A 23,648-nucleotide genomic window follows, 5' to 3' on the forward strand; every position below is an offset into this window, starting at 1 on the left:
ACGGCTCGATGGTTAATGGTATCGGCATGTTCGATGATCAGGTTGGGGCGGCTTCGGCGCGGAAGTTGTTAGCCGACGGCGCCCCGACGGTGCCGCTACGGGGGTGGGGCGCTGGCTGGGGCTTCGGTCGCCGGTGGGGGGAGGGTGGGGACCCCAGGCGGCGCGGCCGCCCGCGGGCGATTCGTCGAGCGGGCGATTCGTCGAGCGGGCGATCGCTTCAGCGGGCGATCATATCGACGGGGAAGGTCGGCAGGGAGCACTCGGGTCGGTCGCTGAGCGGGGAGCGCGGCGCCTCGCTCGCGGCGAGGATTCGAGTCGGCGGTAGCAGCACGGCTGCTCGCTCCTTGGCGCTGATCTGCGTCTTGAACCAGGCGTCGTAGGCGGTCCTTGTGCCGCGGGTGGTCGAGACCTCCAGCTTGGCCGTCAGCGTGCCGCCGGCCTGCCGGAGATTCGGATAGCTGGCGGCCAGGCTGATCGCCAGGATCCCGTGCCGCTTCAAGGAGGCCAGCTCACCGGGCTGCGAGACGCCGTCGTGATTCGCGTCGAGCCAGAGCGACAAGCGGGTGAAGACCGCGTCGCGCGCGTCCAGCACGCGGTCGCCGTTGCCGCCCTCTGCCGGCTCGTCGAAGAGCGCGAGGGCCTCGACGCCGTCGTAGCAGCGCCCGTCGCGGCAGGGCGTTTGTTCGCCGAAAAGCTCGGCGCCCGTGCTGATCACGCCGTCACCGTCACGATCGAGCACGAGGAGGCCGTCCCGCGCGCCGACCCAGGTGGTGGCCTGCGGCCTGCCGCTGCCCACGAGGTCGAAGCGCACGCGCTGCGTCGAGAGCTCGACGCCATCCTCGTCGAGGTCGATCACGATCGGCGAGCAGCACTCGGGGAAGGCCTTGCGCGGGGCGGGCTCCTCGCCCGGTAAATAGGTCCTGCCGTTCGGCGCTGGCGGCGGATACATGACGTCCCACCAGTATGTGACCTGCGGCGGCGGCGGTGGCGGTGGCGGTGGCGGTGGCGGCGGCGGTGGCGGTGGCACGGCCGGGGCGGGTGGCGGAGGGGGCGGGGGCGGCGGCGGCGGCGGCGGCGGCGGCGCGCAGAGGTTGCGCTCGCTGATGGTGCGTCCGAGCTCGTTGCGGAGCACCTCGACCTGTTGGTCGATACCGACCTGGATGCCCTTCTCGCGCTCGCCGTCGATCTCGCGGCGCGCCGGATTGACGGCGCTGAGATCGGCCGTCGGGCAGAGGACATAGTCCGCCACCAGGGTCGTCACCTTGCGCTTGGAGCGCGTCCGCGCCTGTTCGGCAACGCCGTCGGGGCCGATCCTGCAGCCCTCGATCTGAGTGATCGCCCACGTGCGCTCCCCGTAGACGAGCTCGACGCCCTCGGTTACGCCTCGGCGGTAAGCGACCAACTTGCGGCTGGCGTTGTTCTCGCACTTCTCCGCCGCCCTGAGCTCGTGGGCCGCGTAGGCGGAAGCGGCCAGGGCGCTGTTCTGCGCTGACGCGATACCCCAGGCCGCGATGAAGCGATGCGAATCGCTGCTGAGGTCCGGATAGAGCGTGCCGACGTGCTCGGCTGCAGCGCTCGTGTCGTCCGGGATCGAGCTCTGGACCTTCTCGAGGGCTCGGCGCACGAGCTCCTCGCAGGGGGTGCCCTCGCTATCGGTCGCCGGTACATCCAGCGGGCAGTCCCTGTACTGGGCGATCTCGGCCTCGGTTAGCGCCGCTGCCACCGTGCCGATGCCGATCATCGCCTGAGGCTTGGTCTCGCTGTAGCGCGCTGCGATGGCCTCGGTTCCCGGCAGCGGATCGCCCAGCCGCTCGGCCTTGAGCTGGCTCAGCGCGGGCAGCTCGATGCGGCGCGCGGCCAGGTCCTCCTGGAGCGCTGCGACGAAGGCGTTGACGCCTGCCGCTCGGGCGGCCGCGGTTACCGTGTTGGCGGCATCGCTCGTGGCGTAGGCCTCGTCGTCCGAAACGCTCTCGAGGGGCGCGGCGCCGCTCGGGTCGCGGCGCGCTTGCAGCTCCGTCAGGGAGGGCTGCTCGACCGGCGTGTTGGAGCAGCCGGGTGCCAGCGCGAGTGCCAGTGAAAGGCCAACCGGCGCCAGTCTGCTTAACCAGGACGCGGGGAGCCACGCGCCCGCGCTGGACGAAACCAGCTGTCTCATTCTCATCATCGTCAGACCTCCGAGCGCTAGGACGCCAGGGCATGCGCCTCCCATCGCAGAAGGACGGCATTGCCCCTGGCGGAAGGAGGCAATAGCAAGTACCGCGCCGCGCGCAGCGCGGGCCCTTCCGGGCTGGCTTCGACCCTCGGTGGCTGTGGCACTCGTTCGCACTGCGTCGGTATTGAAGGGTTTCGTGAGTCGGTCGAGCGCGCTCGCCACGAGGTGTGGGCTGGGTCGGTCCCGCCAGGCCGCCGCTCCAAGGGCAGTCAGCGGGGCTCAGCGGGGCTCCGAGCCCTCGGGTGTGGGGGGCCCCCACGCGGCAGCACCGCGCGCCACGGCCATTGCGCACGCCGCTCGGGCGGCCCAGTAGCCCTCCGCGCAGCACTCGCGCTAAGGTGGGCCGCTGCGGCCCGGCGGCCGCAAGGTGCTCTAATGCCTGATTCATCGCTTTCGTCGCTGCGCTGCATTGCCTGTGGCCAGGTCGAGCCCGTGACCACCTCGCGCTTTCGCTGCAGTGCCTGCGGCGACCTGCTGCGCGTCGACCACGACCTGCCGCGCCTGGCGCGGCGCTATCCGGACCTCAAGCAGCGCTTCGCGGCGCGCCTACAGGAGCTGCGCGAGCCCTATGTGTCAGGGGTCTGGCGCTACCACGAGCTGATCTTGCCCGACCTTCCCGCCGCCGCGATCGTCACTGTCGGCGAGGGCCATACGGGGCTCTATCGACGGAGCGCGATCGATCGCTTCGTCGGGGTCGCGACGGCGTATATCAAGCACGAGGGCGAGAATCCGACGCTGAGCTTCAAGGACCGCGGCATGACCGCCGGCGTCTCGTGGGCCAAGCACGTGGGCGCGCGGCGCGTGGCCTGCGCCTCGACCGGCGATACCTCGGCCGCGATGGCCTGCTATGCGGCTGCCGCCGAGCTGCCGGCGCTGGTGCTCCTGCCGGAGAACAAGGTCTCGATCGAGCAGCTCGCGCAGCCGATCGTCTACGGCGCCCGCGTGCTCGCGTTGCAGACGGACTTCGACGGCTGTATGGGCGTGGTCAAGCAGCTCACCGACGACGGGGAGATCTACCTGCTCAATTCGATGAATCCCTTTCGCATCGAAGGGCAGAAGGCGATCGGCATCGAGACGCTGCATCAGCTCGACTGGCAGGTGCCCGACTGGTTCGTGATTCCGGTCGGCAACGCGGGCAATATCTCGGCGCTGGGCAAGGGGCTGCTCGAGCTGCACGAGCTGGGGTTGATTTCACGCCTGCCGCGCCTGGCTGGCGTCCAGGTGCGCGCCGCCAATCCGCTCTACACCAGCTTTCGCGAGGGCTTTCGCCAACGCCACCGGATGACGGCGCAGCCGACGATCGCCTCCGCCATCCGGATTGGCGACCCCGTCTCCTTCGACAAGGCGCGGGTGGTGATCCAAGGGCTCGAGGGCGTGGTCACCGAGGTCAGCGACGAGGAGGCGATGGAGGCCAAGGCCGCGGCTGACGCCGCCGGCGTCAACATTTGCCCCAACTCGGGCGTCGCGGTGGCTGGGGCGCGGCGGCTGCGCGAGGAGGGGGTGATCGCGGCCGGTGCCAGCGTGGCGATTATTGCCACGGCTCACGGCGGCAAGTTCGCCTCGACCACGCTACCCTATCACACGGCCGCCGCGGGCCGCGGCGCCTATCGCAACCCACCCCGCGCCACGGCGCCGACGGTAGAGGCCGTCCGCGCCGCGCTGCGGGCCGAGTAGGGCCTTCAAGCAGGGGGCTTGCCTTCGAAAGGGGAGACGCGTGCCACCACAAGCAGTTGACGCCGCGGCGGCGGAGTGGCTCCAGCGCGTCACGGAGCTCCTCGAGGGCCTTCGGCTGGGTCAATACTTCTCGCTTTCCCAACAGCTACCGGACAATCAGGAGTTTCCCCTCGACGGGGGCGGCATGCTGCGCTTTCCCGCCGGGACGGTGGTGACCCTGTCGGTCAAGCCTGCGAAGGGCGAGGGAGGCGCACGATCCTTCGACCTCACCTTGGATCCGGAGCCGGACGGCTTCCTTACGCTGCCCGCCGTGAGCCCGGGGTCGCCCGCCAGCAGCCTGCTCCCGCTCCCGCAGCGACTCTTTGCGCTTGCCGCGGCCGCCGGGTTCGCTCGGTTGATGGCTGCGCCGCGGATCGGGAGCTTCACGGCCACCGTGACCTTGAATGAAGCCCGGGGTGGGCCGGCGGGGCTCTTTCCCCGCTTGCAGGTGACGCAGCCCAGAGTGCAATGGCGGGCACAGGGCGCGCGGGAAGAGCTCGGGAGGCTGGGGGCGGTGACCCGGGTTGAGCCCTACCTCAGGCAGGTCCTCGATGGCGTGGGAGGCAGCGTCAACGCCTTGCTGGCGGAGGCCTCGACGGTGCTGGTTCAGCACCTGGCGGCGCCCGGTGTCAGGCGGGTCGGCCAGCAGGCAAACGACACCTTCGGGAAGGTGGCCGGGCAGCCGGAAGAAGAGGTCTTCAACGACCTCGTGCGGCTCTTGGGCCTCACGCCCTCCAACCCGGGACCCGCCGCTTGCACGGCGGCGAATTGGCTCCGCGGCTTTCGGGAGTTCCGCTTCCAGTTCTGGTTGATGAAGTCGATCAGTAGCTCTGTGCCCGGTGACACTACGGACCGGGGGATCGAGCTTGTTGCGCCGCTGCCGATCGATTTCGCCATTCGGTATGACCTCGCTCGCAAGGTGGTCGTGGTGAGGCTCAGCCGAAATTTCTGGGTGGGGCGCCCGGCGGGGGTCAGCAGGCCCGACGGTGGGCGAAAGGAGGGCCTCTTCGTCCGCGGGTCCGGACACGTCATGCGCGCCGAGTGGCTCGAGTTCGAGCATCCTTTGACGGGTGTCGGCAGCGGAGGGTTCACCGGCGTCGGGTTGGAGACGACAGCCGGCCCGACGCTTGACTTCGCCGTCCTGATTGGGCTCGGCGCCATGTATGCGGGGTCGGATCCGGAGGCCGTCAGGCCTCTGGCGAATGCCGCGGTTCCGATAGCGGCCAGAGAGATCCTCGGGCGGCTGAACCAGGAGGTGCCGCGCGTCGCCGGCGTGCTCGATGCCTTGCTGGAGCAGGCGGCGACGCAGGCGCCGCCGCAGCTGCAGGAATGGATCGCCACCGCGCGCTCCGCGCTGACGGTGGAGGGGACCTGTCCCGTGCGTACCGTCGTCGCCACCGCGTCGAGGTAGGGGGGCTCGCTGGCGATAAAGCGTCGAGGCGGGCCGGGGACGTCAGCAACGCAGGACGCTTGCCGCTTACCGCTGCCTTGGGCCATCGTCGCGGACATGACGATTCATCGGCGTGAGCTTGCGCTCGAGACGACGGCGGCGACGGACATCCTCGACCTGAGCGGCGAGGTCGCGCGCGTGGTCGCCGAGAGCGGAGTGCGCCACGGCAGCGTGTTGGTCTTCGTGCCCGGCTCGACGGCGGCGCTGACGACGATCGAGCTCGAGAGCGGCGTGGTCGAGGACCTACGACGCGCGATCGATCGGCTCGTGCCGGCGGACGCTCCCTACCTGCACGATCGGCGCTGGGGCGATGGCAACGGCTATGCCCACGTCAGGGCCGCGCTCCTCGGCCCCTCGCTGACCGTGCCCCTGATCGATGGGCGCCTGGCGCTCGGCACCTGGCAGCAGCTCGTCCTGATCGACTTCGACAACCGCCCGCGCTGCCGGCAGGTCCTGGTCCAGGTGACGGGGGAGCCGTAGGCGCGAAGGGCGGGGTTGCGGCGGTGGTGGGGCTAGCGAATGACGTGCCGCATCGCTCGTTGAGCCCGCGACGATCCTGGCGCATTGGATCCATGGGACCGTGAGGAAGCGCTGCTGGTCGCGTCCCTGTTGGAGAGATTGAAGGGCGTGGCCATTTTCGCTCGCTGTGTCGCGTCGGCGCGTGCCTGGGCAGCATCAGTTCGCGCGTTTCGCCGCTGCGTCCGCACTTCGTCTACGTAGGTGCGGAGCTGGGCTGTCGCGCCAGCGGCGGCGTCTCCGAGCCGTTGCAAGAGGGAGCGGGTGTTCTCGCTCGCTCCCTCGTCAGCCGAACCAAGCCAGTCCTGAAAAAAGGCGCCCTTTGCCGCTGCCGGCGAGGTGGCGAGCAGCAGGCCCAGGAGGCTTGTCGCCACGACCGATCCGCACCTCATCCCACTCGACCCGATCCTCGTCCCCATCCTCGACCCGATCCTCGTCCCCATCCGTCTCGGCATTAGAGGCTCCCTTCGTTCGTCTGGCTCGCGTTTGGTTGGCGTTTGGTTGGCGTTTGCCTGGCGTTTGCCTGGGCCTGGTCAACCGCGAATGCCCATACGGGCCTCCGTGGCTGCCTCGCAGCGCGCCATCCCGTATCGGCGCCCTTGCAGAGCAACTCCCGTTCCACAAAAACGTGGGTCTGGTTCTTAATTGTTTCGGTGGCAACGCGGCGTCGCGCCCTTAGCCGCCTCCGAAAATCAATGGTCCTTGATACCGGGCCGGAGCCGCGGAACCCCGCCCAGGAACGGTCCTATTTTCGCTGGAGGTGCGGGCTGCAAAGTTCGGGCTGCGAAGGGCGCGGCCGGCGGCACGCGATGACCGTCCTCGGGCGCCCGGCCGAGGGTCGATCGCGGCCGTGTTTCCCACGCTTGACGATATGGCGAGCGCTGCGCCAAATTGCCGCCTTTCGCGAATTGTCGTTCTTCGCAAATAGTTCTTGTTCTTGTTGGGGGGAGGGTTCGATGGCCTTGCGCGTCGCCGTGTTGGGTGCCTCTGGCTATGCCGGGGGCGAGGTCGTGCGCTTGATCGACGGCCATCCGTCCTTCTCGATCGCCTACCTGGGGGCGCATTCCCAGGCCGGCCGAGCGCTGGGGGTGGCCCATCCGCAGCTCAGCGGCGGTGAGCGCCTGCTCGCGCCGAACAGCCCCGAGAGCGTACCGGACGTCGACCTGGCCTTCATGGCGCTGCCGCACGGCGCCTCGGCGGCGACCGGCGCGGCGCTGGCGGCCCGCGGCATCAAGGTCGTCGACATCGGCAGCGACTTCCGCATGGACACGGCCGCGCGCTACGAGGAGGCCTACGGCGCCGCGCATCCACTGCCCGAGGAGCTTCCGGCCTGGGTCTACGGCCTGCCCGAGCTCTTTCGCGCCCGTATCGTCGGCGCCGACCGCGTCGCCGCCCCCGGCTGCTACCCGACGAGCTCATTGCTCGCGCTGGCGCCGCTCCTGCGCCAGGGGCTGATCGGCGAGCAGGGCCTCGTGATCAACGCGCTCTCTGGGGTCTCGGGCGCGGGCCGTGCGCTGCGCGAGGATCTGCTCTTCGGCGCGGTCGCCGAGAGCGTGCGCGCCTATGGCGTGACGAACCACCGCCATCGGCCGGAGATCGAGATGGGCCTCGAGCTGGCCTGTGGCCGCCCGCTGCGCGTGCTCTTCACGCCGCACCTGATGCCGATGCAGCGCGGCATGCTCGCGACCTGCACCGCGCCGCTGGCGCGTGCGGTGACCCGCGCGCAGCTCCTTGCCGCCCTGCGCGAGGCCTACGCCGACGCGCCCTTCGTCAGCGTGATCGACGACCCGCCGCAGACGCGCTGGGTCGTCGGCTCGAATCGCGCCGTGCTGACGGCTTACGTCGACGCGCGGACCCAGAGCGCGGTGGTGCTGAGCGTGATCGACAACCTGTTGAAGGGCGCCGCGGGCCAGGCCGTGCAGTGCGCCAACCTGATGTGCGGGCTCGACGAGGCGGCAGGCCTGCCGCGGAACGGAATCATGCCATGAAGAAGCCCTTCCCCGCTGACCCCGAGGCCGAGGGCGCGATCGTCGCCGCCCGCGGCTTTCGCGCGGTGGGCCTGGGTTGCGGGATCAAGCCCCAGGGCCTCGACCTGGCGCTGCTGGTCGGGGAGCGCGCCGTGCCGGCCGCGGCGGTCTTTACCAGCTCGCTGGCGGCCGCGCCGCCGGTGCAGCTCAGCCGCCGACATCTCGCGCAGCCCTATGCTCGCGCCGTGCTGGCGACCTCCGGCTGCGCCAACGCGGGCACCGGCGCGCCGGGTCTGCAGGCCGCCGAGCAGTCGGTGAGCGCCGTGGCTGCCCAGCTCGGTTGCGCTGCCGAGGAGGTGTTGGTCTGCTCGACGGGCCTGATCGGGCCGCGCCTGCCGGTGGAGAAGATCGTCGCGGCGCTGCCGCAGGCGGTCGCGGGGCTCGACCGCGGTCGCGAGGCGGGGCGGGCCGCCGCCGCGGCGATCTGCACGACGGACAGCCGCAGCAAGCAGTCGCTGCGCCGCGGCGGTGGCTTCGTCGTAGGCGGTATGGCCAAGGGCGCTGGGATGATCTGCCCAGACATGGCGACGATGTTGGCCTTCATCACGACGGATGCCGTCGTCGATCCGGCGCGGCTGGCCCGCAGCCTGCATGCGGCCGTCGCCGTGTCCTTCAACTCGCTCAATGTCGATGCCTGCCAATCGACCAACGACACCGTCATGGTCCTGGCCTCGGGAGCTGCTGCGGTCGAGCCGACCGAGGCCGAGTTCACGGCGCTTCTGAGGGAGGTTTGCTGCGACCTGGCCTTCCAGATCGCCGCCGATGCGGAGGGCACGACGCGGGTCGTTCGGCTGCGCCTGCGGGGCGCCACCGACGATGCCGTGGCTCGAAAAATCGGCAAGCATGTCGCCAGTTCGGACCTCGTGCGCGCGGCGCTCTGGGGCGGCGACCCGAACTGGGGCCGCATCCTCGCGGCGCTCGGTACGGCCGGCGTGCCGCTCGATTGCCAGGCCGTCGAGATCGACTACGCGGGCGTGCCCACCTGCCGCGCTGGCGCGGCCGTGCCCTTCGACGATCCGGCGCTGGCGGCCCAGGTGGCCACCGGCGACTTCGCGATCGATATCAGGGTCGGTACGGGACCCGGCTGCGCCGAGGTGCTGACCGCCGACCTGACGCCCGACTACGTGGTCTTCAACGGGGAGCGCTCGTGAGTCGGCCGGACGATGGCGAGGAGGTCAAGACCGGCCTCACGACCAGCCCGGGTCCGGCTGCCGCTGGCGCGGCGCGGGCGGCGACCACGCTCAAGGCGCGCATCCTGATGGAGGCCAAGCCCTACATTCAGGCCTATCGCGGCAAGATCGTCGTGATCAAGTACGGCGGGTCGGCGATGACCGACGAGGCCCTGCGCGAGAGCTTCGCGGGCGACGTCAGCCTGCTCAACCTGGTTGGCATCAAGCCGGTGATTGTCCACGGTGGCGGGCCGCAGATCACGCGGGCGATGCGGCAGGCGGGCGTCGAGCCGAAGTGGGTCGATGGCCTGCGCGTCACCGACGCCGAGTCCGTGCGCGTGGTGCAGACGACGCTGGTCGGCGAGATCAATCCGGACATCGTGCGCCTGCTCAGTGGGCATGGCACGATCGCCGCCGGGCTCAACGGCCTCGACGGTCAGCTGCTGGTTGCGCGGCCCAAGGACGCGCGCCTCGGCTTCGTCGGCGAGGTCGACGAGGTCAATCCAGCGATCATCTTTGGGCTGCTCGACCGCGGCATCGTCCCGGTGATCGCGCCGATCGGCCATGGGCGCGACGGCGCGGCCTACAACATCAACGCCGACACGGCGGCGGCGGCGGTGGCGGAGGCGATCGGCGCCGAGAAGTTGGTCTACCTCACCGATGTCGAGGGGCTCTACCGCGATCTCGGCGACCGCAACAGCCTGCTTCCGCGGATCAGCCCGGCCGGGGTGCGCGCGCTGATCGACTCCGGCGCGATCTCGGCCGGCATGGTGCCAAAGCTGCTCTCCTGCCTCGCGGCGCTGAAGGGCGGCGTCCAGCGGGCGCATATGCTCGACGGTCGTCTCGAGCACGCGCTGCTGCTCGAGATCTTCACGCCCGAGGGCGTCGGCACGATGATCACCGCGGAGGATGAACCATGAGCGCGAGCTGGCCAGCGCGGGCCGACGCCGTGCTGATGGCGACCTATCGCCGCGCGCCGATCGTCTTCGTGCGCGGCGAGGGGAGCTGGCTCTACGACGAGGCTGGCAAGGCCTACCTCGACTGTCTGGGCGGGGTGGCGGTTTGTTCGGTGGGCCACGCCAATCCGCGCGTCGCGCGGGCGATCAGCGACCAGCTCGGCACCCTGGTCCATGTCTCCAACCTCTTTTACACCGTGCCACAGGTCGAGCTGGCGGAGCGGCTGGTCGCGCGCTCGGGCCTCGATCGCGTCTTCTTCGCCAACTGCGGCGCGACGGCCAATGAGACGGCGATCAAGCTCGCGCGGCGCTGGGGTCAGCAGGGCGCGCAGCGGCGCCACGGCGTCATCTCGCTGCTGGGCTCGTTCCACGGCCGCACGCTCGCCACGCTGGCGGCCACCGGGCAGCCCGAGAAGCAGGCGGTCTTTGAGCCGCTGCCGCCGGGCTTCAGCCAGGTGCCGCCCGAGGATCTCGACGCGCTCGCCGCGGCCATCGAGCCGACCACGGTGGCGGTGATGATCGAGACCCTGCAGGGAGAGGGCGGCGTACGCCCGCTCGGTCCAGCCTACCTCGAGGGCCTGCGGCGCCTCTGCGATGAGCGCGGGCTGCTGCTGATCGTCGACGACGTGCAAGCGGGGATGGGACGTTGCGGTCGCTGGTTCTCGTGGCAAGATCTCGGCCTCATGCCCGATATCGCGACCACGGCCAAGGCCCTCGGGGGCGGGCTGCCGATCGGCGCCTGCCTGGCCCGCGAGGGGGTCGCGGCGGCCTTTCGCCCGGGAGACCATGCGACGACCTTCGGCGGTGGCCCGGCCGTCTGTCGCGGCGCCCTCGCGGTGCTCGACGAGATCGACGAGCGCGACCTGCTCGCCAACTGCGTGGCTCGCGGAGCCGAGCTGCGAGCGGCGCTGGAGCGCGTGCCGGGGGTTTGTGCGGTGCGCGGGCGCGGCCTGCTGCTGGGCGCGGTGCTCGAGCGGCCCTGCGCCGAGGCGCTGGTGGCACGCGCGCTCGAGCTCGGGTTGGTGGTCAACAACGTGCGGCCGGAGGTGGTGCGTTTCGCACCGCCCCTCTCGATCACGACCGGCGAGGTCGGCGAGGCAGCGGAGCGTTTCGCGCGGGCGTTGGTCGCGGTCGCGACCTGAGCCGAGCGAGCAGGCAGTCGGCGAACAGGCAGTAGAAGGAGCGACGCAGATGTTGTACGCGAGCGCGGTGAGGGTTGGGGCGTTGAAGCTCGGTCGAGCGCGGGGCGCGCTGGCTTGCCTGGCGGTGACCGGTGTGCTGCTGCTGGGCTGCAACGATTCGCGGGTGCGCGAGCGCGAGTGCCGGACCGACGACGATTGCCCGCCGCATCACGTTTGCTCGGTGACGGGGCAGTGCGTGCCGGAGGTCGGCGATGGCGGCGTTGGCGACCTGTCGCGCGCGGATCTCGGTCCCTGCGGGGGCTGCGCCGAGGGCGAGCGCTGTGTGGCCGGGCGCTGCATCGAGATTCAGAGCTGTCGCCACGATAACGAGTGCAGCAACGACACCTACTGCGACGAGGGTCAGTGCATCCCCTGGGGAACGGGTCCGAAGGGCGACTTCGACCGCTCCTGCTCCACGCTTCAGCCGATCGGGCTCTTCGCGCCGGCGATCCAATGCGCCTGGAGCGGCCCGCCCTCCGGCGACCGTTTTCCGGCCCACCGCAACGTGCTCGGTACCCCGCTGGTCGTCGACTTCGACTTCGATGGTGACCCGCAGCAGCGGCATCCCTCGATCGTCTTCGTCTCCTACGACGGCACCGACGGCAAGGCGCAGGCGGAGTACTGCGCCGACGGTCATCACGGCGTGATTCGCGTGATCGACGGTGAGCGCTGCGCGCAGCAGCAGACCGTCGATCCAGCGCTCGGACGAATTCGGGCCGCGGCGATCCTCGCCGTCGCTGATCTCGACGCCGACGGTCGGCCCGAGATCGTCGCCCTGCGCTGCGAAGGCGGCGTGGTCGCGTTCACCTACGACCGGACGCAGCAGCGCTTCACGCAGCTTTGGGACGCGCCGCATGCCGCGAGCAAGACCTATAGCGGCTGGACCGGCCCTTCGATTCATGACCTCGACAACGACGGCAAGCCCGAGGTGCTGAGCTGGGGCGTCGTCTGGGGCCACGATGGGCGGCTGCTCGACGACGCGCTGGGCGACCTGAGCTACGACGCCGGGTTCATCCCCGTGGTCGCCGATCTTCAAGGTGACGGGCTGGTCGAGCTGACCAACGGTGAGACGGCCTGGCAGTGGCGCGAGGGTCGCTGGCAGCCCTGGAAGCAATATGACCACGAGCGCGGCCAGGTGGCCTTCGGTGACTTCGGCACCTACGGCGCCGAGGCGGCCGCGGACGATCGCCAGCGACTGGATGGCGTGCCCGAGATCGCCGTCGTCGCGGCTGGCCAGGTGCGGGTGCAAACGCTCGACGGCCGCATCATCTTCGGGCCGCTGGCGCTGCCCGCCGGCGGCACCGGTGGCGCGCCGACGATCGGCGACTTCGACAAGGATGGGCGTGCCGAGCTGGCGGCCGCCGGCAGCGATAGCTACACGGTCTTCGATCTCGACTGTGGCAAGAGCTGGCAAGCGGCGCCCTGCCAGGACGCGGCTGGCATCCTCTGGACCAGCCGCTCGCAGGATCACAGCTCGAACGTGACGGGCTCGTCGGTCTTCGATTTCGAGGGCGACGGCGCGGCGGAGGCGGTCTACGCCGACGAGTGCTTCACGCGCGTCTACGACGGCAGGACCGGCGAGGTGCTCTTCTCGCAGTGGCGCACCTCCTGCACCTGGTACGACAACCCGGTGATCGCGGACGTCGATGGCGACTTCAACGCCGAGATCGTCGTCTCGGCCAACGCCAACTGCCAGACCTACGAGGGCAACGAGAACGGCGGCCCGTGGCAATGCGCCACCGATCGCGCGACTTATCCCGAGCGCCATCCCTTGACCGACGAAGCGCTCGATCCGCTCTTCGCCGGGCTGCGCTGCCGAGGTGCGGAGGACTGCCCTGGGGGCTCGTGCAATGAGGGGCTCTGCCGCTGCAACAGCGATGCGCAGTGCGGCAGCGGCGGCGGCTTCGGCTGCACGCCGCCGCGGGCGGGGACGGCGGGGGCCGGCAACGTCTGTCGCGCGGTCTTCAAGGGCTACGTGCAGGGCGTGCGCGTCTATCGCGACATTCAGGACCGCTGGGTGCGCTCGCGCATGATCTGGAACCAGCACGCCTACGCCGTGACCAACGTCGACGAGACGGGCACGGTGCCCCGCACCTCCGCCTGGCAACAGAACTGGAAACAGGCCGGCCTCAATAACTTCCGTCAGAACGTGCAGGGCTCGCTCGAGCCGGGAGCGCAGCCCGATCTGACCGTGCGCCGCAACCAGAACCTGGCCTGCGAGCGCGAGGGTTGGCGCTTCTCGGCCAGCCTCTGCAACCGCGGCCTCGAGCCGGTGGGGGCCGGCACGCCCGTCACGTTCTATCGCGGCGCGCGCGATGCTGGCGGCACACCCCTCTGCATCGGCCGCTCGGAGGCGGCGATCGGGCCCGGTGTCTGCACCGAGGTGACCTGCCTGTGGCAGGACGCCGACGGCACCTTCTCCCTCGGGGCGGACGTCTACGCCATGGGCGACGATGACGGCACGGGCCTGGGCCAGAACCGCGAGTGCAAGGAAGGCAACAACGGCGCCCGCATGCGCCGCCCGCTCTGCACGGTCATTTACTAAGCTCACCTCCTTCTTCTCTTCGCGCTGCTAGGCTGACGGGCAGGCCGGCGTGCGTTGCTTGCCTGCGCGAGCGGGGGGGCCGGGGCCGGGGCACGGGTCGTCCTGGCCCTCGGCGAGCGGAGGAGAACGCAGGGTGGTGGGACCGCCGCAAGGTTGCATGGCGCGCTTGGCGCGCTTGGCGCGCTTGGCGCCCGAGCGCGCGCGGTCCTGCTGACGCTGGCCGCCCTCGGCCTCGGCGTCGGCTGTCCCGGCTCGATCGGCTTCGTGACGCCAGCCGGCGACGCCCGTCGCCCGGCCCGAGACGGCGGGAGCTCCGATCAGAGCGCTGGTTGCCGACCGGCGTGTCTTGCTGGTCAGCGATGCGTCGACGGCTTCTGCTATCTCGGGGACGCCCCGCCCGCGTGCCCGGCGCAGCCGACGCGGCCCTGCAGCGTCGCGCGCGGCAGCGGCACGCAAACCTGCGCCCGCGGCGTCTGGGGCGCTTGCGTCCTGGAGTCGTGCGACGACGCAGCGGCGACGCCTCCGGCCTGCGGCTTCACCCCTCGGAGCTGCGCGGGCGCGCCGCGTGCCTGTGCTGCCGTCAGTCACCAACTACCCCTGCCGACCCACTTCAGCGCCGCCAGCGGTGGCGCGTCGTTCCTCGCCACCGACCCGCCGGAGCTGATGTTGCAGCCGAGCCTCTCGCCCGATTACACGCCGGGGCTCTGCTACCGGGTCTACAACTACGGGCTGATTCCTGACGTCGATGATTACCCGGCGGCTACCTTCACGACGGAGGCGCCCAGCAACGCCAGCGCTGAGGCCTTCGCCGCGGCGAGCTGTGCCGCCACCGGCGTGCCGCTCGAGCACCGGCGGCCGCCGACCGGCGACGGCGTTTGGGCCTCCGGCGCACCGACCTCGAATAGCTGCCGCACGCAGGTGATCCATGCGAGCATCGCCGACCACTCGCTCTACACGGTCTTCCTGCCGCCGAACTGGTCGGCCGACGCGCCCGCCGCGACCTACCCGATCCTCTTCAACGGCCAGTACGACCTGCACGCCAACACCTTTAGCCAGTACGGGTCCCTGCTCGCGCGCGTGGTCAGCGAGAGCGGCCTGCAGGGTCGCCGCGGCGTGATCGGCGTCTTGTGGAATGGCGGCGGCGCGGCGGCGAGCCGCACCACCAACGAGCGCGCCCTCGCTCAGTTCGCCGCGGTCATCGCCCAAGTGGTCGAGCGCTACCACGGCAACCCGCAGTGGATCGTCACCTTCGGTGCCTCCCGTGGGGGGGGCACGGCGCTGGCGATGGCGGCCAACCCCAACGGCGCGCCCTACCGTGTGGTGCTGGCCGCGGCGCAGGTGCCGCCGACGCTCCTTGGCGACCACGCCCGACTGGGCACGGTCACCTATCCGGCATTGCTCGGCGCCGTGAGCTGGAGCACGGGCCTCGCCGACGCCTGGTTGACCGGCTGGACCTACCCGAGCTGCGCCGGTCGACCGGCACTCACGGGGCTGCGCGGCTGGCAGGCTCACCTGCACGTGCTCGTCGGCACCACCGACCCAGCGGTGGCGGATACCCAGCACAGCCTGCTCTCGGAACGCTTCCTCGGCGCGCTGCAGCGCGCGGGCACGCAGATCTACCTCGAGATCGGCGAGCACGACCACATCGTGCCCTACCCGCACCAGGTCCGTTACGCGACGGCGCTGCGCGCGCGCGGGTTGCCGGCCCAGGTCGAGGTCGTGCTGCGCGGCGGTCACGGCTCGCTGCGCACGACCCTTGGGGGCGCGGGCCCCGCCTTCGACTACCTGGAGCGGCTCGTCCGCGACGCCGGGCTCGCGCTCGCCAACAGCGCCCAGAGTCTCCAGGCGTCGCCGCCCGCCCTGGTCACGCCCGGGCTTCGCTTCCACCGCGTGCGCCGCGGCGATGGCGCGACCGAGCTCGTCTCGCCGGCGAAGGGGAATTACCCCTTCGCGATCGATGTGCCCTGGATCGTTGCCGCCGGCACCGGCTTTCCCGTGATCGCCGTCGGCGAGCCGGGCACGCTTTACGAGTTCTCCGCGACCCACGTGCCCACCGGCGCCGCGGGGGGCACCCTCGCGGGCACCATCGCGGCGAACCACACCCGCGAGGATTGGGTCGAGCTGCCGGTCACGCAGCCCCTCGGTGCCTACCGCTGGGCCCTGCGCATCCAGCGCCCGGGCGAAGGCTGGCAGGAGATCCCCAGCACCGCGACCCCCACCGGCGCCCTCTGCACCACCGAGGTCATCCCCTCCGAGCCGCCCCTCACCGGTGACGCTGCCAGCGCTGGTGCCCAGCCGCCGACGGTGCCGGGCTACGCCGGCACCAACTGGGGTCTCTCCGAGTATTGAGCCGCCGAGCGACGCGCGACGCGACGCTCAAGGTGCCGGCAGCTCGAGCCGCACGTCGTCGTAGTAGACCTCGCCCTCGTAGTAGTTGGTGTGCGGGTCGCCGAACATGAAGTAGTCGGGCCAGCCGACGCCTGCGGGCCAGACGGCGCCTGTCACTGCGGGCCAGCTCGCGGCATCGAGGCAGCCGCTGGTGGCTGTCTCTCCGGGCTGGTTGTAGTGCCAGACGCAGGCGGTAGCGGCGTCGAGGGTGGCGCGGTAGTGCTGGCGCCCGCCGTAGGCGAAGTCGCCGCTGACCTCCAGCGTATAGCGTCCACCGTCGCGCGTGATGCGGACGTCGTACCAGGTCGCCGGGCGGTAGGCGTCGACCGCGCGAATCGCGTCGAGCTCGGCCTCGCGCTGCCACTGGCCGGCGGCGTAGGTGACGAAGCGCTTGCCGATCTCGACGCGGTCGGCGTCGAGCGCACGATCGCGCCCGTCGATCGCGAACATCGTCAGCCCGTGCTTGCCGCTGGCGACGAAAGATTGCCCGTTCCAGATCTCGACCCAGGGCGGCGGCAGGTGGTTGTCGGTGTCGATCACGACCTTGCGGTGGTGGTGGATCCAGATGTTGTTATGAGGCCGCGGGCGGCTGTCGAGGATGGCTAGCCAGTAGCAACCGTTATCCGTCTGCGCGCTGGCGTCGCGCCAGGGCTCGGCGCGCTCACCCCCGCTGTAGCCGTTGGCGCCGCTGCCGTCACCAAAGCTCAGATGGCCGACGCGCAGCGAGACGCGATAGCGCGCGGGAAGCGGCGCACTCGGCCGCACGACGGTCGCATCGGTGTGGCGTGGCGAGCGCAGCCGCAGCACCTGATTCGACCCACCGCTGGGGTCCGCGACCACGCTCGCGAGGGTCGTGAGCGTGGTCGTCGCATCGCGCGTCGAGGACTCGAGCGTCAGCCAGGCGGCCTCGCCGAAGGGCAGGCTGAGCCGGTACGCGCTCGGTGGCGCGAGGCCTTGCTCCGTGAAGTAGCTGCCGCGATCGGCGAAGGGGCCGTCGTCCGGGTAGCCATCGGGCTGCCACGCGGCCGTGCCCAGCGCGCCGGTCTCGAAGTCCTCGAGGTGGCTTACAACCCAGCCGCCGGCCATGCCGTCTGCGCCGGCGCGGGCATCCTTGCGGTCGGTCGACGCGCTGCTGTCGCCGCCCTCGGGCTGGCCCCCGTCGCGCGTGCTTGTGTCGCGGTCGCTGCGCGCATCGGCCCTGGGTGGCGGCTCTCGCCCATCCTTCGACCAGGGCACTGGGCGATGCTGGTGGCAGGCCGCGCCGAGCAAGAGCAAGCCGGCCAGCGCGCCGCGCCGCGCCTCGCTCGCCCGGCGTGGCGGGCCCGCGCCCGGTCGCGTTCGTCGCAGGTCACGCCGCTGCACGCCGCCCTCTTCGCTCCCTCAGTCGGCAGCCGCGGGCGTGTTCTCGCAGCGCGAGGGAGCCTGCAGCACGCAGCGGGTGGCCGCCGGGAGCGCCCGCTGCGCCAAGCGATCGTCGACGAAGCGCAGCAGCTCGGGCAGCGCCCAAAGCGTGGTCTTGGTGTGGCCAGCGTCCCGGCACTCGAGGTACTGCAGCGGCAGGCCCTGGCTACAGAGCGTCGCGAAGCTCTCGCGCTCGATCGGCGTGTTCACCAGCTGGTCGGCCTCGCCGGTGACGAAGAGCATCCCGTAGCTCTCGCTCGCCTGGCCGAGGCGTGCCACCGAGGTCGTCGTCAGGCCGTTCTCGCGCACGATGCAGCCCCAGGGATCGAGCGCGGCGAAGCGGTCCTCGGCAGCAGCGCTCAGCACGCCCGGCGAGAAGACCTCCTCGAGCGCGGTGGGGCGGAACGCGTCCCCCAAGTCACAGCCTGCGCCCAAGAGCGCTGGGATTCTGCTCGGCCACGGTTCCGCGAAGACCTCATCCAAGCGCGCGCCGACCCCGTACCAGAAGGGCACGGTGCCGAGGAAGGCCACCGCGTTCTTGCTCGCGTCGACGAGGGAACGCAGCGCACGTTCCGATTGTCGCAGGAGATCGGCCGGTGGCACCGTGGCCACCCCGCCCAGATGCTCGAGCTCCCGCGCGTAGTAGGGCGCGAGGCGCTCGACCCAGAGCGCCGCATGGCCACCCTGTGAGCCGCCAAAGGTGACGAAGCGCGGTCGCGCGCAGACGCCGCCGCGCTGGCTGGGCGCGAGCTGAGCAGCGGCGCGCAGGGCATCGAGCGCCGCGATCGCCGTCGGCTGGCCCGCGAGGTAGGGGTGGAGGAACCCCGTCTTCTCGCCGTCCGAGCGCAGTCCGAGGAAGTCGGGGATGACGACGACCCGGCCATACGATGCCAGCGCCGCGCCGAGGAGCTGCGTGGCCTCGTCGCCGCCGACCCCACAGCCATCGGTGAAGCCGCTGGTGCCATGCAGCAGCAGGAGCATATCGAGCGCCGCGCCGGGAGTGCTGTCGTTCGGGTAGGCCACGACCGCCGTGGCCTCGATCAACTGGCCCCGGTCCTGGGTGCGGTAGGTGATGAGCTGCACCGCCGAGTCGTGCTGAAGCGGCTCGGGCAGGCTGACGCCCGAAACCGCCAGCAGGGTGTTGAGCAAGCTGGCGCGCAGGACCCGCGGCTCCCCGGCGCTGACGATGGCTCCGAGCTCCGAGCCGCGCAGCCAGCGGTACGCGCCCTGCCCGCAGCGCGCCGGAGCGTCCGCCAGCGCGTCGGTCTCCACCGTGCCCGCCACGAGCGGCGCAGGAAAATCGCAGGTCGCAGCATCGGCGCTGGCCGCGTCGGCCGCCGAGGCGTCGGAGGCAGCACCATCGCCACCCGCGTCGCGTCGCGCGCTGACGGCCCCGTCACTGCAGGCGCCGGCCGCGAGCAGCAGCGGCAGGGCGAGTAACCCCAGCCTGGAGCGTGAGCGCATGCGTTCTCCGTCGTGGCGCGACCGAGCGCGCGCCGCCGCTACTGTGCGCCGCTACTGTGCGCTGATCGTCGCGCCGACCGCGGTGAAGCCGAGACCAATCGACATCCGATTGTTGGGCAGGTCGGCGTGGAAGAGCTCCTTGACCAGCAGGTTCCCGCGGACGATGGCCAGCGTGAGCTGCTGTCCGGCGCCGAGCTGGAAGGTCGAGCGGATCGTGTCGGCCGTGCTACCCGTCGGCTTCTCGACCAACGTGGCGTTCCCCAGGTCGACGGCGACCTGCAGCAGTTGGTCGACGTTGAACGCGCCAGCGATGATGCCCGAGGTGATCGTCGTGCCCGTCAAGGTCCCACGGATGTGGGCCTGCTCGATCGTGAGGATGGGGCGAATCGTGTCCGCCATCGTCAGCTCGAGCTGCAGCTTGGCCGGCCCCAGGTCGAAGGCGCCCGTCGTGATTTTACCGCCGAAGAGCAGGTCGTTCGGGCTGTTCGCCGCCGGGGTGAAGAGGTGGCTGCCGTTGAAGCAGCGCGCCGCGGCCTCGAGGCCGCACGCGGCCAGGTCGTTGCTGTCACAACAGGTCTGGTCGTCGGCGAGCCAGAGCTGGCCCTGCGCGTTGCTGGTGTTGGCGAAGTCGGCGGCGCGCATGCGCAGCGTGAGCAGGGTCTTGCCCTCGAAGACGGACTCATCGACCTGGGTCTGAAAGTCACCGTCGGAGAGCGAGGCCACGAAGGTCAGGCTGGTGCGGAACTCGTTGTCGACCTTCCCGTCCCCGGTGAGGTCGATCGCATAGCTCTTGGTGGCCGTGGGCAGCAGCAGTCGGTTGACCACGAAGTCACGACAGTTGGTGGTGCAGCCTGTGCTGCTGCTCGCGGCGTCGCTCTTGAGGCCGCCGTCGCCTGTGGCGACCGCTACCGTATCGCCGCAGGCCGCCAGGGGCAGGCTCGCCGCCAGCAGCAGCACGAGGGCCTTTGCGATCAAGGCCAAGGCCGTGGCGGACGCCAGGCGTGGCCCGAAGAGCTTGTAGCTGCGTTTTCCCATCGGATGAACCTCCATGTTCGGGTCAGGGTCGCCGGCGGCACGCGGCACGCGGAGCGACCGAAGACATACACCACGCGGACACATACACCAGGCGTGGAGCCGGTGCGACCCTTGAGTCCACCGGCCCCTCGATCGTGAACGAGGATCGGGAGGCGTCAACCCGGCGGTGCGCACGAAGGTGCGCGCCAGTTGACCGATGGTCTTGCAGCGCAAGGTGTGCGGAGCGTCTCAGGCCGGCCTGGGCCCGGCAGTTGGGTCGCTGGTTTGCATGCGGCGTTGCAGGGGCCGCGGCGCCGCCGCGCTGCGGGGCTGGCGGTGCTATATCGCGCTTGCGCATCGGGCCTGGTTCCGCATGATCGGCGCCAGGCGCCAGGCTGGCGCCTCGAGGGTCGTGGGACGGCGCGCGCTGCGTGCCGAGGCAGGGGAGGGGAGATGGCGCTTCAGCCCTTAGACGAAGGTCGATGCGAACGCCGAGGCGAAGGATCGGGCCGGTGCGAAGGGTCGGGCCAACGAGCGCGGCCCCCGGGGCCTCGGGGCGCGTGGTGGCGCGGCGAGCGCTGGCCGCTGACGATCGCCCTGATCGCCGCCGCGCTGGGGGGCGCCGCGCTCACGGCGCGGAGCGCCGCCGCCGAGGAGATCGTCGTGGCCATCGCCCCCGAGGGCCTGCGCTACCTCGAGCGCCAGCTTCCTGCCCTCGTGCCCCAGACCTATTCGATCGAGCCCACGGAAAAACGCGAGCTCTATAGCTGTTTGAACGTCGAGACGTCCCTGCGCGTGAAGGGCGGGACGGGCCGCGTCGAGCTCGACGGCGTGACGCTGAGGGCGACCGACGGCAAGCTCGTGCTCCAGCTCACGGGCCGCGCCGAGGGGCAGCTCAGCTTCGAGCTGGACAACGTCGTTCCCTGCGTCTCGCCCAGCCCGAATATCGGCTGCGGCGTCGATTTTCGCTTCGAGGTCGACGCGCATGCGGAGCTGACGCCCGTGCTCGAGGCTGGTCGCATCCGCCTGCAGCAATCGACCATCGAGGTCGATGTTCCTCCGTCGGCGGTCGTGATCGAGCCCAGTGGCTGTGGCCGCGTCGAGAACCTGATCATCAACTTGGCGGTAGACGAGCTGCGTGGTCGGGCGGCCGAGGCTCTCGAGGAACGGCTGCGCAAGGTGATCATCGAGGAGCTCGTACCGCGGCTCGAGGCGTCGCTCGCGCGGCCCCTGAACTACCAGGCGACGACGAGCGCCGCTGGCGCCAGGGTCACCGTGGCCGCGACGCTGGCCGAGCTGACGGTCGATCGCGACACCATCGGCGTCGGGGTCGACGCCGCGTTTTCGGCCGCTCCGGCCACGAGCTGTGCGCTCCCTGAGGTGGCCGCCCCGGCGACGGTCGTCGCCCGACCCAGCTGGTCCTGGCGCGGCGCGCAGCTCGGCGTGGCTCTTTCGACCTCGTTGCTCAACCGGGGCCTCTGGGCGGCGTGGCGCGCTGGCGCCTCGTGTTTCGCGCTCGACGCGGTCGCGGGGCTCGGCGCCGGGGTGGTGCGAGCAACGGCGCCACCGGTGGCGTCGCTGGTCCAGGGCGAGGGTCTGCGCCTCAAGCTGCGCTTCCCCGAGATCAGGGCCGAGTTTGGTCCGGGGGGCGCAACGGCAGCCGCGACCCTCGCGGTGGAGGGGGTTGCCCAACTCCTGATCGATCCCGGCGCCCGCGAGGCGCGTCTCGACTTGATCGCGCTCGACGCCGTGGACGCTCGCCTCGACACCGAGCTCGCCGACGCGCCCGGTCTGGACCTCGGCCGCCGGCTGGCCGCCGTGGGCTCCGCGCTGCTGGCGCAGCTGCACCAGCGCTACGATGGGCAGGTGGTCGTGCCGCTGAGCGTGGTGCAGCAGAGCGGCGGGGTCTGGGGCGAGAGCTTCCTTTACGTCGACCGGGTGCAGACGGCGCAGCACCACTGGCTGATGTACCTCAAGGCCTTCGCGCGCCCGGCCGAGGACATCCAGGCACCCCACACGAGCTGGGCCGAGCAGCCCGCTGGCACGGCGCGGCCCGAGGCCGTGCGCCTGGTCGCTAGCGGCAGCGACGATTTGACCCCGGGGCCCCTCTTGCGCTTCCAGTGGCGCGTCGGCGGCGCGGGCTGGAGCGCACCGAGCTTCGCGCGCACCTACAAGCCGGCGGCCAGCAGCGGCAAAGTGCTCGCGGACGGGATGTACGAGGTCGCCGTGCGCGCCGTCGACCTGAATGGCAACAGTGATCCGCAGCCGCTGACGACGCGTTTTCAGATCGATGGCGTCGCTCCGACGGTGGCCATCGCCGGCCCAATCATCGCGGGCGAGACGCTGAGCATGCAGCTCTCCGCAGACGACAACCTGACGCCCGCCGCCCGCGTGCGGGTCGCGCTGACGGTCGAGGCTGAGGCCGACGGGACGGTGATCTACAGTCATCCCTTCCAAGCCAACGTGCAGGAATTCAGCGACCCGCTGCCCCCCGCTGGGCGCTACCGTGCGGTGGCCGTGGCCCGTGACGAGGCCGGGAATCGCTCGGAGCCCGCGAGCGTCACCTTCGACAGTCCGGGGCCTCCCGGGCCGGCGGCCCGTGGCCCCGTCAGCCCGCTCGCTGGCGGCGGGGGCTGTGCGCTGGGGGGCGCGCGTGCGGACGGCCTGGCCGCGGCGCTGCTGCTCTTGCTGGTGCTAGCGCTGGCTCGGGGCGTCTGGCGAAGGAAGGCGCGCGGTGGCGGATCCTACGCTGCCGTCACTTGCATCGACGCCCGCCAACGCTGATGTAGGTATCGCCTCGGCTCGGCGCGGCAGGCGTCGCCCGCGCAACGCTGCGTTGGCCTTTGAGACTAAGGCTTTGACGCGACCTGCCGCGCCTGGCATACGGATTGCTCAACGGCCCGGCGCGGTGCGGCACGGCGTGCTGCGGCGCGGTGCGGGATGGCCCGGGGGCTGCTTCCCGGCCACCCCGCAGGTGTTGATCCGCCCGCAGGTGTCGATCCGATAGTGTGATGTGAGGTCTTGGCGCGAAGCCTAGGCTGAAGCAGGGCTGAAGCGGGGCTGAAGCAGGGCTGAAGCAGGGCTGAAGCAAGGTTAGGCGCATTCGCTGCGCGAAGGAGACTCCGATGAAAAAAGTCGAGGCAATCATCCGGCCCTTCAAGCTCGACGAGGTCAAGCAGAGCCTCAGCGACGTCGGCGTCCAGGGGATGACGGTGACCGAGGTCAAGGGCTTTGGCCGCACGGGAGGCAAGGAGGAGGTCTACCGCGGCTCGACCTACGTGGTGGAGTTCGTGCCCAAGGTCAAGGTCGAGGTCGTGGTGGCGGACGGGCTGGTGCGCCAGGTGGTCGAGGCGATCACGGCGGCCGCCCGTACCGGCCGTATCGGCGATGGCAAGATCTTCGTCAGCACGGTCGACGAGGTGCTGCGTATTCGCACCAGCGAGAGCGGCGACGAGGCGCTCTGAGCCTCGCGCCCGGGCTGCCGCGCGCGGCCCGGGGCGCCTACGCTCAGGTCGGAAGGTCGCGCTGGTAATCCGGACGGCTTGATTGTATGGAGTGGGCGCAGATGGCGCCCACGGGCGCGGGCCGCGCAAGACGGGCCCACTTCAGCGA

General features: G+C 70.9%; 15 protein-coding genes. 11 read left to right on the plus strand and 4 right to left on the minus strand.

Going from position 1 to position 23,648, the window contains the following annotated elements; genetic code table 11:
• Positions 1–217: 217 nt before the first annotated feature.
• Positions 218–2,155, minus strand: coding sequence for a hypothetical protein (locus IPL40_00005; GenBank protein MBK8479553.1), 1,938 nt, complete (start codon positions 2,153–2,155; stop codon positions 218–220).
• A gap of 432 nt (positions 2,156–2,587) precedes the next feature.
• On the opposite strand from IPL40_00005, the gene thrC reads away from it, so the two are divergent.
• From thrC to IPL40_00050, 9 genes are all read left to right on the plus strand, one after another.
• Entirely contained in the window at positions 2,588–3,886 is a 1,299-nt protein-coding gene (thrC, locus tag IPL40_00010) for a threonine synthase (GenBank protein ID MBK8479554.1), read from the plus strand.
• Positions 3,887–3,926: 40 nt separating this feature from the next.
• Positions 3,927–5,336: a hypothetical protein gene (locus IPL40_00015; GenBank protein ID MBK8479555.1), complete on the plus strand. Its 1,410-nt coding sequence runs from the start codon at positions 3,927–3,929 to the stop codon at positions 5,334–5,336.
• A 96-nt stretch (positions 5,337–5,432) separates the two neighbouring features.
• Complete coding sequence (locus IPL40_00020; GenBank protein MBK8479556.1) at positions 5,433–5,855, plus strand: YjbQ family protein; 423 nt, start codon at positions 5,433–5,435, stop codon at positions 5,853–5,855.
• 998 nt (positions 5,856–6,853) lie between these two features.
• Positions 6,854–7,879, plus strand: coding sequence for an N-acetyl-gamma-glutamyl-phosphate reductase (locus tag IPL40_00025; protein ID MBK8479557.1), 1,026 nt, complete (start codon positions 6,854–6,856; stop codon positions 7,877–7,879).
• Positions 7,876–9,069, plus strand: a complete 1,194-nt coding sequence (gene argJ / locus IPL40_00030; GenBank protein MBK8479558.1) for a bifunctional glutamate N-acetyltransferase/amino-acid acetyltransferase ArgJ — start codon at positions 7,876–7,878, stop codon at positions 9,067–9,069. The genes IPL40_00025 and argJ overlap by 4 nt, the downstream gene beginning before the upstream one ends.
• A 107-nt stretch (positions 9,070–9,176) precedes the next feature.
• Positions 9,177–10,007, plus strand: coding sequence for an acetylglutamate kinase (gene argB, locus IPL40_00035; protein MBK8479559.1), 831 nt, complete (start codon positions 9,177–9,179; stop codon positions 10,005–10,007).
• Positions 10,004–11,185 (plus strand): aspartate aminotransferase family protein, encoded by a 1,182-nt coding sequence (locus IPL40_00040; GenBank protein ID MBK8479560.1) that lies wholly within the window; start codon positions 10,004–10,006, stop codon positions 11,183–11,185. Before argB ends, IPL40_00040 begins: the two co-directional genes overlap by 4 nt.
• A 49-nt stretch (positions 11,186–11,234) precedes the next feature.
• The gene (locus IPL40_00045) at positions 11,235–13,769 is read left to right on the plus strand and encodes a VCBS repeat-containing protein (protein ID MBK8479561.1); all 2,535 of its coding nucleotides are present in this window, start codon (positions 11,235–11,237) and stop codon (positions 13,767–13,769) included.
• A 153-nt stretch (positions 13,770–13,922) separates the two neighbouring features.
• The gene (locus IPL40_00050; GenBank protein ID MBK8479562.1) at positions 13,923–16,118 is read left to right on the plus strand and encodes an alpha/beta hydrolase; all 2,196 of its coding nucleotides are present in this window, start codon (positions 13,923–13,925) and stop codon (positions 16,116–16,118) included.
• A gap of 27 nt (positions 16,119–16,145) precedes the next feature.
• Here IPL40_00050 and IPL40_00055 read toward each other — a convergent pair whose 3' ends face one another.
• Genes IPL40_00055 through IPL40_00065 form a run of 3 tightly spaced genes read right to left on the minus strand, consistent with a single transcriptional unit; the run spans position 16,146 to position 20,057 of the window.
• Positions 16,146–17,519 (minus strand): hypothetical protein, encoded by a 1,374-nt coding sequence (locus IPL40_00055; protein ID MBK8479563.1) that lies wholly within the window; start codon positions 17,517–17,519, stop codon positions 16,146–16,148.
• Positions 17,520–17,537: 18 nt separating this feature from the next.
• The gene (locus IPL40_00060; protein MBK8479564.1) at positions 17,538–19,022 is read right to left on the minus strand and encodes a hypothetical protein; all 1,485 of its coding nucleotides are present in this window, start codon (positions 19,020–19,022) and stop codon (positions 17,538–17,540) included.
• Between the two features lie 51 nt (positions 19,023–19,073).
• Positions 19,074–20,057: a hypothetical protein gene (locus IPL40_00065; protein ID MBK8479565.1), complete on the minus strand. Its 984-nt coding sequence runs from the start codon at positions 20,055–20,057 to the stop codon at positions 19,074–19,076.
• Between the two features lie 642 nt (positions 20,058–20,699).
• Here IPL40_00065 and IPL40_00070 point away from each other — a divergent pair.
• A complete protein-coding gene (locus tag IPL40_00070; protein MBK8479566.1) occupies positions 20,700–22,820 on the plus strand; it encodes a hypothetical protein in 2,121 nt (706 codons plus the stop codon).
• Between the two features lie 341 nt (positions 22,821–23,161).
• Complete coding sequence (locus IPL40_00075) at positions 23,162–23,500, plus strand: P-II family nitrogen regulator (protein MBK8479567.1); 339 nt, start codon at positions 23,162–23,164, stop codon at positions 23,498–23,500.
• The last annotated feature ends 148 nt before the right edge of the window (positions 23,501–23,648 follow it).

The organism is Pseudomonadota bacterium (genome assembly GCA_016711215.1).
Classification (GTDB): Bacteria; Myxococcota_A; Polyangia.